Annotated in this window: 12 protein-coding genes and 1 pseudogene; 9 read left to right on the forward strand and 4 right to left on the reverse strand. The window is 54.0% G+C overall.

The window, feature by feature from the left end; genetic code table 11:
- Window positions 1-37 precede the first annotated feature (37 nt).
- The 7 genes from atpD (at window position 38) to R3196_RS05040 (ending at window position 8,127) form a co-directional block, all read left to right on the forward strand.
- Entirely contained in the window at window positions 38-1,423 is a 1,386-nt protein-coding gene (gene atpD, locus R3196_RS05010; RefSeq protein ID WP_318935560.1) for a F0F1 ATP synthase subunit beta, read from the forward strand.
- Window positions 1,424-1,439: 16 nt separating this feature from the next.
- A complete protein-coding gene (locus R3196_RS05015; RefSeq protein ID WP_318935561.1) occupies window positions 1,440-1,859 on the forward strand; it encodes a F0F1 ATP synthase subunit epsilon in 420 nt (139 codons plus the stop codon).
- A gap of 140 nt (window positions 1,860-1,999) precedes the next feature.
- The gene (gene glmU, locus R3196_RS05020) at window positions 2,000-3,364 is read left to right on the forward strand and encodes a bifunctional UDP-N-acetylglucosamine diphosphorylase/glucosamine-1-phosphate N-acetyltransferase GlmU (RefSeq protein ID WP_318935562.1); all 1,365 of its coding nucleotides are present in this window, start codon (window positions 2,000-2,002) and stop codon (window positions 3,362-3,364) included.
- Between the two features lie 7 nt (window positions 3,365-3,371).
- Entirely contained in the window at window positions 3,372-5,204 is a 1,833-nt protein-coding gene (glmS, locus tag R3196_RS05025; protein ID WP_318935563.1) for a glutamine--fructose-6-phosphate transaminase (isomerizing), read from the forward strand.
- 27 nt (window positions 5,205-5,231) lie between these two features.
- Window positions 5,232-7,049, forward strand: a complete 1,818-nt coding sequence (locus R3196_RS05030) for an SLC13 family permease (protein WP_318935564.1) — start codon at window positions 5,232-5,234, stop codon at window positions 7,047-7,049.
- 46 nt (window positions 7,050-7,095) lie between these two features.
- Window positions 7,096-7,893 carry a PhzF family phenazine biosynthesis protein gene (locus R3196_RS05035; RefSeq protein WP_318935565.1) on the forward strand — a complete coding sequence of 266 codons (798 nt, stop codon included), beginning with the start codon at window positions 7,096-7,098 and terminating at the stop codon, window positions 7,891-7,893.
- A 30-nt stretch (window positions 7,894-7,923) separates the two neighbouring features.
- Window positions 7,924-8,127, forward strand: a complete 204-nt coding sequence (locus R3196_RS05040) for a hypothetical protein (protein ID WP_318935566.1) — start codon at window positions 7,924-7,926, stop codon at window positions 8,125-8,127.
- Window positions 8,128-8,149: 22 nt separating this feature from the next.
- Here R3196_RS05040 and R3196_RS05045 read toward each other — a convergent pair whose 3' ends face one another.
- Entirely contained in the window at window positions 8,150-8,713 is a 564-nt protein-coding gene (locus R3196_RS05045; RefSeq protein WP_318935567.1) for a flavin reductase family protein, read from the reverse strand.
- A gap of 81 nt (window positions 8,714-8,794) precedes the next feature.
- Between R3196_RS05045 and R3196_RS05050 the strand changes: the two are divergent.
- A pseudogene (locus R3196_RS05050) lies at window positions 8,795-8,959 on the forward strand (GFA family protein); the annotation flags it as partial.
- A 30-nt stretch (window positions 8,960-8,989) separates the two neighbouring features.
- Here R3196_RS05050 and R3196_RS05055 read toward each other — a convergent pair.
- The 3 genes from R3196_RS05055 to R3196_RS05065 are packed head-to-tail and all read right to left on the reverse strand — an operon-like array spanning window position 8,990 to window position 11,215.
- Window positions 8,990-10,228, reverse strand: coding sequence for an APC family permease (locus tag R3196_RS05055; protein ID WP_318935568.1), 1,239 nt, complete (start codon window positions 10,226-10,228; stop codon window positions 8,990-8,992).
- Window positions 10,218-10,961: a hypothetical protein gene (locus R3196_RS05060; RefSeq protein ID WP_318935569.1), complete on the reverse strand. Its 744-nt coding sequence runs from the start codon at window positions 10,959-10,961 to the stop codon at window positions 10,218-10,220. The genes R3196_RS05055 and R3196_RS05060 overlap by 11 nt, the downstream gene beginning before the upstream one ends.
- On the reverse strand, window positions 10,961-11,215 hold the full coding sequence (locus R3196_RS05065; RefSeq protein WP_318935570.1) for a hypothetical protein: 255 nt from the start codon (window positions 11,213-11,215) through the stop codon (window positions 10,961-10,963). Before R3196_RS05065 ends, R3196_RS05060 begins: the two co-directional genes overlap by 1 nt.
- A 106-nt stretch (window positions 11,216-11,321) precedes the next feature.
- Between R3196_RS05065 and R3196_RS05070 the strand changes: the two genes are divergently transcribed.
- On the forward strand, window positions 11,322-12,591 hold a 1,270-nt coding region (locus tag R3196_RS05070; RefSeq protein WP_318935571.1), incomplete at its 3' end, for a phospholipase D family protein.

Consider the following 12,591-nt stretch of genomic DNA (forward strand, 5'->3'; position numbering starts at 1 on the left):
CGAAGCTTGCAAGAATTTTAGAGTTAGAGGATATGTCATGAGTCAAGGTAAGGTCGTGCAAATAATTGGCGCGGTTGTGGATATCGAATTTCCACAATCAGATGTGCCAAAGGTATACGACGCGCTGCAGGTGACCGACGGTGGCCTCGAGGGTCTGACCCTGGAAGTACAGCAGCAGTTAGGTGGTGGTATCGTGCGGGCAATCGCAATGGGTACTACCGACGGTCTGCGTCGTGGAGCAAGTGTTAAAAACAGCGGTGAGCCAATCATGGTGCCAGTAGGTCAGAAGACCTTGGGTCGCATCATGGACGTATTGGGTAAGCCAATTGACGAAGCGGGCGAAATCGGCGCGGAAGAGCGCATGTCGATTCACCGTGAAGCCCCATCGTACGAAGAGCAGTCAAGCTCTACTGAACTGCTGGAAACCGGCATCAAGGTTATCGACCTGATTTGCCCGTTTGCCAAAGGCGGTAAAGTTGGTCTGTTCGGCGGTGCCGGTGTTGGTAAAACCGTTAACATGATGGAGTTGATCCGGAACATCGCGATCGAGCACAGCGGCTACTCAGTATTCGCCGGTGTTGGTGAGCGTACCCGTGAAGGTAACGACTTCTACCACGAAATGAAAGATTCCAACGTACTGGACAAAGTTGCGCTGGTTTACGGTCAGATGAACGAGCCTCCGGGTAACCGTCTGCGCGTAGCACTGACCGGTCTGACCATGGCGGAGAAATTCCGTGATGAAGGTCGCGACGTTCTGTTCTTCGTGGATAACATCTATCGTTATACCCTGGCCGGTACCGAAGTATCTGCACTGTTAGGCCGTATGCCTTCAGCGGTAGGTTACCAGCCAACCCTGGCGGAAGAGATGGGCGTTCTGCAGGAACGTATCACCTCAACCAAAACCGGTTCAATCACGTCAATCCAGGCGGTATACGTACCGGCGGATGACTTGACTGACCCGTCACCAGCAACCACCTTCGCCCACCTGGATGCGACCGTGGTACTGTCACGTGACATCGCGTCACTTGGTATCTACCCGGCGGTTGATCCACTGGATTCAACCTCCCGTCAGCTGGATCCGCAGGTTATCGGTAAAGAACACTATGATGTTGCACGTGGCGTACAGTCTGTTCTGCAGCGCTACAAAGAACTGAAAGACATCATCGCGATTCTGGGTATGGACGAGCTGTCTGAAGAAGACAAACTCAGTGTATCCCGTGCACGTAAAATTCAGCGCTTCCTGTCGCAGCCATTCTTCGTAGCCGAAGTATTTACTGGCGCACCAGGTAAGTATGTGTCGCTGAAAGACACAATCGCTGGCTTTAAAGGCATCTTAAACGGTGATCATGACGACATGCCAGAACAAGCGTTCTACATGGTTGGCAGCATCGAAGAAGCGGTCGATAAAGCTAAGAAAATGTAAGAACCGGGAGGTTTAAATGGCAGCTAAAACTGTACAGCTTGACGTGGTCAGCGCCGAAGAGAAATTATTCTCTGGAGCGGTAGAGACCGTGCAAGTGACCGGTAGCGAAGGTGAGCTGGGTATCTATCCCGGCCACGCCCCTTTATTAACAACCATTAAGCCGGGTATGGTGCGGGTTGTGATGAAAGGCGGTGATGAAGAAATCATCTATGTTGCCGGTGGTGTGCTTGAAGTGCAGCCACATAATGTCACGGTGCTTGCAGATACAGCGATTCGCGGTGAAGAGCTTGATGAACAGGAAGCTCTGAAAGCCAAGAAACAAGCTGAAGAAGCAATTGCAGACTCCAGTTCTGACCTCAGTTATGCGGAAGCGGCTGCGGAACTGGCCCGGGCATTGGCTCAGTTGCAGATTATTCGCAAGGTACGTCGCAAATAATCGCAGTTGGCAACACGAGTGCTAAAAAATTGAAAAGACCCGTCAGATTTCCCTGCCGGGTCTTTTTTTCGCCTGTTAATCTTATGTAAAATCGGTAAAATAACCAACTTCAAACAAACTTAACGAGAACGGATGGATTCATGTCTCTCAGTGTAGTCGTTCTTGCTGCCGGCAAGGGCACCCGGATGCGCTCGGCGCTCCCCAAAGTGCTGCACCCCATCGCCCACAAGCCGATGGTCCAGCACGTTATTGACACCGCCACCGAACTGTCCCCTTCTGCGACCCATGTGATTTACGGTCACGGCGGCGACACGCTGCAACAAGCCCTCGCCGGCCAGCCACTGAACTTCGTTGAACAGGCCGAGCAGAAAGGCACCGGCCATGCGGTGCAGCAGGTTGTTCCGCACCTTGGCGATAACGAGCGGGTACTGATTCTTTATGGAGACGTGCCACTGACGCAGCTGTCGACCTTGCAGAAGCTTATTGAGGCCGCAGAAGACACCGACCTGGCGCTGTTGACCGTTACTTTGCCCGACCCCACTGGCTATGGCCGGATTATCCGTAATGAACAAGGCGCAGTGCTGGGTATCGTCGAGCAGAAAGATGCCACCCTTGAGCAACGCCAGATCACCGAAGTAAACACCGGCATCATGGTGGCGCAAAGTGCGGCGCTGAAGCGCTGGCTGGCCAACTTGTCTGATGACAACGCCCAGGGCGAATATTACCTGACGGATATCGTCGCGATGGCGTCGGAAGAAGGCGTACAGATCGCCACCGCTCAGCCGGCGGTAATTAATGAAGTGGAAGGTGCGAACAACCGGGTACAGCTAGCCACTCTTGAGCGGGCTTATCAGCAGCGCCAGGCTGAATACCTGATGCTGAACGGCGCAACCTTGATGGACCCTGCGCGGATTGATGTGCGCGGCGAAGTACAGGTTGGCAGTGACGTGTTGATCGATGCCAATGTCATCCTTGAAGGCCAGGTTGAACTGGGCGACGGCGTCATCATTGAAAGCAACTGCATCCTGCGCAACTGCCGCATCGGCGCGAACTCGCGCGTGCGCTCACATACTGTGATTGAAGAGGCCACGCTGGCGAGTGACTGCACCGTTGGGCCGTTCGCCCGCCTACGCCCTGGCGCAGATCTGGCGGAAGGCGCTCAGATTGGTAACTTCGTTGAAATCAAGAAAACCCGGATGGGTAAAGGCTCGAAAGCCAGCCACCTGACTTACCTTGGTGATGCCGAGATTGGCGAAGGGGTGAATATCGGTGCCGGCACCATCACCTGTAATTATGATGGCGTAAACAAACATACCACCCGCATCGATGATGGCGCCTTTATTGGCTCCAACAGCTCGCTGGTGGCACCCGTAAGAATTGGCAAGAACGCGACGGTTGGCGCTGGCTCGACCGTAACCAAAGATATCGAAGATGGCGAACTCGGCATTGCCCGGGGCAAACAGAAAAACATCAGTGGCTGGCAGCGGCCGCAGCGAAAAGGATAACGGATTTATGTGTGGAATTGTCGGTGCAACGTCAGAACGCCGGATTAGCGATATTCTGATTGAAGGTCTGAAGCGTCTTGAGTACCGCGGCTATGACTCGGCCGGTCTGGCGGTGCTTACTGAAGGTGGTGAAATTGAATCATTACGACGTACCGGTAAGGTTCAGGCCCTGAAAGATGCTCTGGGTGATACTCCGTTAAGCGGCACTACCGGCATCGCGCATACCCGCTGGGCAACCCATGGTGGTGTGACCGAAGCCAATGCGCACCCCCATATTTCATCAGACTGCATTGCCGTGGTACACAACGGTATTATCGAAAACCATGAAAAGCTGCGTGAGCGTCTGACGGGTGTCGGTTACACCTTTAGTTCAGATACCGACACCGAGGTCATTTGTCACCTGGTGCACCACGAGCAGAAAACCCAGTCTGATTTATTCGCTGCCGTGCAGGCAGCGGTGCGTCAGCTGGAAGGCGCCTACGGTACTGTCGTCATGGATTGTCGTGAGCCGGGCCGGTTGGTTGTGGCCCGCTCGGGTAGCCCGCTGGTTATTGGCCTAGGTATTGGCGAGAACTTTATCGCCTCGGATCAGCTGGCGCTGCTGCCGGTAACTCGTCGCTTTATGTACCTCGAAGAAGGCGATATGGCCGACATTACCCGCACTGAAGTCAAAGTGTTTGATAAGAAAGGTGCGCAGGTCGAGCGCGAAGTGACTGAATCCGACGGCAACTACGACGCCGGCGGCAAAGGCAACTATCGCCACTTTATGCTGAAGGAAATTCATGAGCAGCCGTCCGCGGTGCGTAATGCGCTCAAAGATCGCCTGCTTGACGGTAAAGTAGCAGATGACGCTTTTGGTAAAGGCTCAATGGAGCTGCTGAAAACTATCGAGCATGTACAAATCGTTGCCTGTGGTACCAGTTACCATTCCGGCATGGTCGCGCGTTATTGGCTGGAATCCCTAGCCGGCGTCTCCTGTAATGTCGAAATTGCTTCTGAGTTCCGCTACCGGCAGTCGTACGTGCACCCAAACAGCCTGCTGGTGACCATTTCTCAGTCGGGCGAGACCGCTGACACCCTGGCGGCGCTGCGCCTGTCTAAAGAGCTCGGCTACAAAGGCAGCCTGACCATCTGTAACGTCACCACCTCATCCATGGTACGTGAATCGGATCTGGCTTATATGACCCGTGCCGGAGCCGAAATTGGCGTGGCCTCAACCAAAGCCTTCACCACCCAGCTGGTTGGCCTGATGATGCTGGTACTGGCGATTGGCCAGAACCGTGGGTTGTCGTCACAACAACAGGCGACAATCGTCAAGGCGCTGAAAGCCTTACCGGCGCGCCTGGAAGAAGCCTTGCTGCTGAGCGACGAAATCGAAGCACTGGCGCCTGAGTTTGCCGATAAGTATCACAGCCTGTTCCTGGGTCGTGGCTCACAATACCCGATTGCGATGGAAGGCGCGCTCAAGCTTAAGGAGATCTCTTACATCCATGCCGAGGCCTATGCCGCCGGCGAGCTCAAGCATGGCCCGCTGGCTCTGATCGATGCCGACATGCCGGTCATCGTAGTGGCGCCTAACGACGAACTGCTCGAGAAGCTGAAATCCAACGTTGAAGAAGTACGCGCCCGCGGCGGCATCATGTACGTGTTCGCCGACAAAGACGCCCACTTCAAAGGCGACAAGAGCATGCGTGTGATCAACGTCTGCCACTGCGACGAACTCATCGCGCCTATCGTCTACACCGTGCCGCTGCAGCTGCTCTCATACTTCGTTGCCATCATCAAAGGCACCGACGTGGACCAGCCGCGCAACCTGGCGAAATCGGTGACGGTGGAGTAACACTCAAAGAATTAACCTGAGGCATCTATGACCCAAGAACAATGGTTAATTCTGGCGATATTAGCCGGCACAGTTTTCATGTTTCTCTGGGGGCGCTGGCGCCATGATATGGTGGCGCTTGGTGCTTTACTTGCCTGTGTGCTGGCAGGTCTGGTTGTTCCTGCCGATGCATTTTCTGGCTTTGCGCACCCGGCGGTTATTACCGTTGCCTGCGTGCTGGTGCTCAGTCAGGGGCTGCAAAATTCAGGTGCGGTGGATGCCCTCACTCGCACCGTGCTGCCCGCTAAGGCCGGCAGGCTGGTCACGCTATCCGCGCTGATGGGGCTGGGCGCTTTTTTATCCGGTTTTATGAATAATGTGGGGGCCATGGCATTGTTAATGCCGGTGGCCATTCACGTCGCTAACCGGCTTGAGCTGACGCCGGGTCAGGTGCTCATGCCGCTGGCTTTCGGAACGATCCTGGGGGGCATGACGACTCTCATTGGTACCCCGCCTAACCTCATTGTCTCGGGCTTTCGCGCCGAAGCCGGGATGGGTAGTTTCAGCATGTTTGATTTCACCTACATCGGGTTGCCGGTAGCTGCCGTTGCGATTGTCTTTGTGGTGCTCATCGGCTGGCGGCTGGTGCCGGCCCGCAAACAATCCGGTGTGGAGGGGTTTGAAGCCGGTGCTTATATTACCGAAGTCAGAATCGAGGAAGACAGTAAAGCGGCGGGCTTAAGCATACGAGAAATCGAGGTGGAGCTGGCCGATGCGGATGCACAGATTATTGGCATCGTACAGAAGGAGGTCCGGCTTATCGCAGCGAATCCCGGTCGGCGCGTGCACGCCGGCGATATTCTGATGATTGAAGCTGAGGCTGATTCATTAACAGAGGTATTGTCCGCGCTGGGGCTCAAGCTGGAAGAATCGGTGGAACTGGATGAGGCCGACGAGGACGAGAAAGAGAAAGAGCCCGAAGAATCCGATGATGAGGCGCCGCAAACTGACGAGGTGGTGCTGATGGAGCTTGCCGTGCGGCCCGGCTCTGTATTGTGCGGGCGTTCAGCCAGTGATATTTCGCTCAGAACCCGTTATGGCATCAATTTACTGGCGCTGTCCCGAGAAGGATCGCGCACCATGAAGCGATTGCGTTCCATGGATCTGCAATCGGGCGACCTGCTGCTTATGCAAGGGCCGGCCGAGGCAATCAGTGAGTTTGCTGCTGATAACGGCTGCGTGCCGCTGGCGCAGCGTGAGCTGCGAATTCCCGACAAGCGCAAAGTATGGGAATCCAGTCTGATTATGCTCCTGGCGATTGGTGGCGCCGCATTCGGATTATTACCCGCGGCGATATCCTTTGCCATCGGGGTGCTGGCTTCGATGGCGCTACGTACGGTGCCACCCCGAAAAGTGTATGAAGCCATCGACTGGCCGGTAATCGTGTTGCTGGGGGCCTTGATTCCGGTGGCCAATGCCATGCAAAGTACCGGTACCGCCGATCTGATAGCCCGCTTTTTGATTGAAAGCGTCGCCCAGGGCAATGCCGTAATAGGATTAGGACTGATCTTGGTCGTGACCATGTTCTTATCGGACCTGATGAATAATGCGGCTACTGCGGCGGTGATGTGCCCGATTGCTATCGGCATTGCCAATGCCCTCGGCGTGAATGCGGACTCGTTCCTGATGGCAGTGGCCATCGGCGCATCCTGCGCCTTCCTGACGCCGATTGGTCACCAGAACAACACCCTGATTCTTGGTCCCGGTGGCTTCCGCTTTAGTGATTACTGGAAATTAGGGCTGCCGGTGGAGATTATTGTGGTTGCTGTCGCATTACCCTTGCTGCTGATTGTATGGCCACTGTAACCTAACAGCATAAACGAGCGAGAATGAGCGACAGTGAGCGAGCAGAATGGAACTTGAAATCAATGTAGTTGACGCATTTACAGATGCGGTATTCAGCGGAAATCCAGCCGCAGTCATCATCACCGATAGTTGGCTGCCTGACGATCTGATGCAATCGATTGCCGCAGAAAATAACTTGTCAGAAACCGCATTTCTGGTGCCAGGTGGCGCATCAGGCTACCAGATCCGGTGGTTTTCGCCGATCACGGAAATTCCTTTTTGCGGTCATGCAACCTTAGCTTCGGCTTTTGTCCTGTTTAACAAAAATCCGGAAGTAACAAGCCTCAGTTTCTCAGCGAAGGCGGTGGGCGATTTTGCCGTGGCAAAGCTGGATTCGGGTCATATACAGATGGACTTTCCGAACACTAAACCAGAAAAAGTCGATAATATTCCTGATAGTTTGTTAGCCGGCCTTTCGATCTCGCCCCATGAGGTCTATCGTAATGAGCAGGCTTACTTTGTCGTTTACCGAACTGAAGCCGATGTATTGTCTGTGCTGCGCGGTAATGCGGCGCTGGTTCAGCTCAAGCCCCATGATGTCGTGGTGACATGCCAATCTGAATCAAACGACTATGATTTCATGTCCCGCTACTTCTGGCCGGCAAATGGCGGCGATGAAGATCCGGTCACGGGATCCATTCATACGGGGCTGGCGCCATTCTGGGCCGAACGCCTGGGTAAAACGGAGTTAGTGGCCTACCAGGCCTCAAACCGTGGCGGGGTGCTAAACTGTAAGATTCGGGGCGACCGGGTGCTTATTTCGGGCACGGCCGTTCAATACCTGAAAGGCCAGATCACCGTTTAAGCCGCATCGTTTATTTTAGGAGGAGTTACCATGGGTGCCGAATTTGGTTTGTTGATGATTGTCGTAGCTGGTTTTATCTGGGTGCTACCCGTATTACTGATCCTTGGTTCAAGTAAGACCACCGGTGGCGAGAAACTCGCCTGGGTTCTGGCGGTCATTTTTGTATCCTGGTTTGCGTGGATTTTCTATATGCTGCTCGCCCCGATCAAGAACAATAGCGGGATTCCCAGATAATATAAAAGGCCCAATTGTAGGGTTAATCCAGCATATCGTCTGAGAATAACTCGCGGCGGTTAATCATCTCGCCGGCCACCATGAAGATGCCGTCGCCGGTGTAGTGCAGGGTGGTCGGGTATTCGGGCTCGGTCATTACCCTGGCGGCGACGATTTCAAAGATAAAGTAGTTGTAGCGATCGATGAGGGCATCGTCGTAAAGCCGACACTCGAAGTGGCCATAACACTCGCTGATGAGTGGGGCTCCCACCTGCTGCGCGCTTTCCGTGCTAAGCTCAAATTCCGAAAATTTATCGGTTTTCGCGCCCGTCGTATTGCCAATCCCGATCACCTTTTCCGTCAGCTCAGTTGTGGGCAGATTAATCACACACTCCTTGCTCTGTCTTATCAAGTCATGGCTATGGTTATGCTTCGAAATGACGCAGCCCACCAGTGATGGTGACCGTTCCAGAATGCTGTGCCAACCCAGGGTCATGACGTCGGACTCACCCTTGTAGTGCGACGACACCAGTACAATCGGGCCAGGCTCAAGGTAGCGGCGCGCCTTATCAACAGGCAGCTGTTTTTTGGTGGAACTAGTGCTCATTGTTATGACCCCCGTGGATTAAAAAGTAAGCCTAGAATAAAATTTGATGCCTATCCAATGCGCTATTGTGGCCTCGGTGCCGCTGGGCATTATTTTTGTTCAAAGTGCGGCATATACACGCATCACCAGCGGCGTTCCAATTCTGAGCAATATGGCTATAATGTCGGCTGTCTTGAAGGTGTTAATCCTTTCGAATTAACTGGTGTGCCGGTCAATGACGGTGTTAATCATCCCGCCGACCGGTGAGCTAAAGAAGAGCGCAATGGATACACCGCGTTATGAAAGGGTTTGCCATAACCTGAATAATAGCGCCGCGATGGAAACCGCGGCACCGATAAGCGGAACACTACGCGGCAAGTTAAACCGACCAGCGGGCTGCTTGTCTTTATCACGCCCCTTAAGCCACCATAAGCCAAGGTTTACCACAGTAAATACGCTTAACAATACAACACTGGTCGCGTTGGCTAGGGTGGTCATTTCCAGCGACAAAGCCAGCACTATGATAATCAGGGTCGCCAACACTGTGGCAACCCAGGGCGTCTGTGTGCGGGCGCTGACGGTAGCCAGCACTGCTGGCGCATAATCGCGTTCGGCCATGCCATAAGCCACGCGCGCGACCATCATAATCTGTACCAGCGCACTGTTAACTGCCGAGAGGACGCTGATTATACCTATGGCACCAACCGCAAGCGCACCATGATGGCGTACGGCTTCTGCCAACGGCGTTTGGGCGTTCGCCAGGGTATCGGGAGGAATAGTTAGTACTAAAGCGGTGCTGACGATCATATATAAGAGCGCGGTAAGAATCAGCGCAAGAACCAGTGCACGCGGCATGCTTTTCCTTACATCCTGTACTTCTTCGGCCATGTTGACCATGTCCTCAAAGCCAATAAAAGCGTAAAACGCCAGAAATGACGCGCTCAGAATGCCTAGCCATGCCGTACTTTCCAGCGGCGCGAGCAGTTCGATCCAGCTGACAGCCGTGGCCTCTGGCAGCGTGGCCGAGCCGAAAACAACGTATAGCAGTGTGGCTATTTGCAACACACAAATCCCGACTACAACACCAACCGCCAGGCGCACGCCCCAAGCTGCAATACAGCCAATAATCAGGGCGACTGTAACCAGGGTCAACTGTTCAGGCAGGCTGACAAAATCACGGATAAACCGCGTTGTTGCGACCGTCAGGGTTGCCGATGAAACAATACCGGTGATGACGATCAGCCAGCCCACTATTGCAGACAGCCACTGTTTGCCAAATATTTCTTCCAGGTAACGTGCTGAGCCGCCAGCGTGGGGAATTCGTGACGAGAGTTCTGCAAATGCCAACGCGCTAAACAGCGCCAGCAGGCCTGCCAGGCCAAAGGCGATCGGCGCAAACAGACCGGCAACCCCAGCCACCTTGCCAGCGAGTGCATAAAAGCCGGCGCCCACCATAGTCCCCATGCCGTATAGCACCAGCATCGGGAAGCTGATGCTGCGCTGTAATTTGCCTGAATTTTGCTGTTTATTCTTCATTGTTGGGATCGGTAAACTCTCCGTTTTTCAGCGATTTCGTCGGCCAGTCGCGTTTTTGCAGTTCCAGGGTTCCGAATAAATCCGGTTTGCCGCTCAGATCCGCACCGGTGTCACTTAAATCGTCTTTCGCACCGACCAGTACCAGCTGTGCATCTTCATAATCCAGCAGCTCGCTGTCATCAATACGGATCCAACGTTTGTCGCCAAATTTGTTTTTCAGGTGGGCCGGAAAATCCGGCGATGCATCAGGAAAGCCGGATACATCCAGTGCTGGGTTACGGACGGAGATCACATAGCTTGCCTCATGGCTTATCCCCAGCTCACTCTGGGCTTCACCAATGTCCTCGGGCTGCGCTAGCCGGTAAGCAAAAAAGGTGCTGTCACCGGCGTCGAAAATTTCATAACGCCCTTCGCCAACTGGCACCGCTGCACTGAGTTCTCGGGTTCCTTCGGTTTTTGTTTCATAGGTGTCTGGGCCAAGCCGCTCGCCAATGCGTTTTGGCGCGGCGATCATAAGATTCATCATCCAGCCACGTTCACTTGATTTAGACTTGCCTTCGACAATCTCGGGCAGGCGTTTCTGGCCGATAACCAGTAGCCGCGCCCGATCTTCATTATCGGGCGCCAGCACCAGGAACAGTCGCTGAATCTCGTCGATGCTGTTTACCTCATCGGCATCAATAGCCGGGCGGTAAAAGAAATAGACATCGCCTTGTTCGACATAATCCGACATTAGCCCTCCACATAGCGCGCTGAAATGCTCTGGCCCAGGCTGTTGATACCATGCACAGACCAGATACCGGTTATTGGATTCTGGGTAACGCGACCTTTCAGTGTAGCGACACCCCCGGTATCAAAAATCACCCGGATGTCGCAGAAGTGATTCACTTCTTTCCGGAAATCGGGAACCTCGATACTGACCGGCTTCGGCGCTTCGGATGGCTTTCTGCGTTTGTACCAGTCCAGTTGCTGAATAATAAAAGTCATGGGCAAAGTATAATCGATCAGGAAACTTCTGTCGGTCCGGGTGCTGGCGTCTATACTCTTAATTCCAGAGCAAAATTTAGCTGTCAACGCGTTGCAAGGGATGACAATGGTGAGACGACTAACCGGACTATTAGCGCTGCTGTTAACGTTGTCGTTGGCTGGCTGTGAGCTGCCGACACGGCATGGAATTGAGCAAAGCTATGCCTTGCCAGCCTCACTAACAGCCACAACCCGGTTGGGTACCGCAGCCAGAGAGCAGGCTGGTGGGCATCCGGATGAATCCGGAATTCATATTCTGGCAGACTCACGCAAGGCTTTCGCGGCGCGCGTTGAACTAGCTCAGGGCGCTGAGCGTAGTCTTGATCTGCAGTATTATATCTGGCGCCTGGATAATACCGGCAGCATCCTGACGCAGGAATTAGTAAAAGCCGCCGACCGTGGCGTACGGGTGCGGCTGTTGCTTGACGATTTTGAAACCACCGGGCTTGATGCGCAACTGAGTCGCCTGCATCTGCATTCCAATATCGAGGTGCGCCTGTTTAATCCCTTTGTGATGCGTTCGCATAAGTGGCTCGGTTTTTTTACGGATCTCGGCCGTGCCAACCGCCGCATGCACCACAAGACCTTCACTATAGATGGCAGCGTGACCATCATCGGCGGTCGCAATATTGCTGATTCCTATTTTGGCGCTACTGATGATTTCCTTTTTTCAGATCTGGATGTACTGGCAATTGGGCCGGTGGTGAACGATGTGCAGCAGGAGTTTGATGCGTACTGGAACAGTGAGTCGGCTTATCCAATCGATATCGTCTGGTCAGCGGAGGATCCGCTAACCGGCTCGGAACCGATAGAGGATATCGTCCAGCGGCATCGGCGCGATGAGCAGGCGGTCAAGTACCTGGATGCGATTGAACAGGCGCAGTTTTTAGAGAAGCTGGTTGCCCATGAACTGCCGCTGACCTGGGCACCAACTCTCATGCTCAGTGACGATCCGCGCAAAGGGCTGGGTGAAGCGCCTGATGACGGGTACCTGTATCCCGAACTTGAGAATGTTATTTTGCAAGCCGATCAGCACCTGTATCTGGTAACGCCCTACCTGGTTCCAACTCAATCCGGCGTCGAGGTGCTCACGCGGCTGGCTGCTCAGGGTGTGGATATCAAGATACTAACCAACTCGCTGGCGGCTACCGACCTGGCTGTCGTTCACGCTGGCTATGTAAAATGGCGCCGGGAACTGCTCGAGGCCGGTATTAAACTTTATGAACTGCGCCCGACTGAACTGCAACTTATGAACGCGGTTGAGCCTGAAGCTAACTTTAGCTTGTCGGCGGGCTCAAGTTTGCATGCGAAGACGACTTCCATTGACGGCGAGCAAC

This window comes from Pseudidiomarina sp. (genome assembly GCF_033722695.1).
Lineage (GTDB): Bacteria > Pseudomonadota > Gammaproteobacteria > Enterobacterales > Alteromonadaceae > Pseudidiomarina.

Excerpts from the sequence above, each read along its gene's own strand:
- glmS (WP_318935563.1), top strand. The coding sequence starts at position 3,372 with ATGTGTGGAATTGTCGGTGCAACGTCAGAACGCCGGATTAGCGATATT.
- R3196_RS05060 (WP_318935569.1), bottom strand. The coding sequence starts at position 10,961 with ATGTCGGATTATGTCGAACAAGGCGATGTCTATTTCTTTTACCGCCCG.
- glmU (WP_318935562.1), top strand. The coding sequence starts at position 2,000 with ATGTCTCTCAGTGTAGTCGTTCTTGCTGCCGGCAAGGGCACCCGGATG.
- R3196_RS05030 (WP_318935564.1), top strand. The coding sequence starts at position 5,232 with ATGACCCAAGAACAATGGTTAATTCTGGCGATATTAGCCGGCACAGTT.
- R3196_RS05015 (WP_318935561.1), top strand. The coding sequence starts at position 1,440 with ATGGCAGCTAAAACTGTACAGCTTGACGTGGTCAGCGCCGAAGAGAAA.
- R3196_RS05055 (WP_318935568.1), bottom strand. The coding sequence starts at position 10,228 with ATGAAGAATAAACAGCAAAATTCAGGCAAATTACAGCGCAGCATCAGC.
- R3196_RS05065 (WP_318935570.1), bottom strand. The coding sequence starts at position 11,215 with ATGACTTTTATTATTCAGCAACTGGACTGGTACAAACGCAGAAAGCCA.
- R3196_RS05035 (WP_318935565.1), top strand. The coding sequence starts at position 7,096 with ATGGAACTTGAAATCAATGTAGTTGACGCATTTACAGATGCGGTATTC.
- atpD (WP_318935560.1), top strand. The coding sequence starts at position 38 with ATGAGTCAAGGTAAGGTCGTGCAAATAATTGGCGCGGTTGTGGATATC.
- R3196_RS05040 (WP_318935566.1), top strand. The coding sequence starts at position 7,924 with ATGGGTGCCGAATTTGGTTTGTTGATGATTGTCGTAGCTGGTTTTATC.
- R3196_RS05045 (WP_318935567.1), bottom strand. The coding sequence starts at position 8,713 with ATGAGCACTAGTTCCACCAAAAAACAGCTGCCTGTTGATAAGGCGCGC.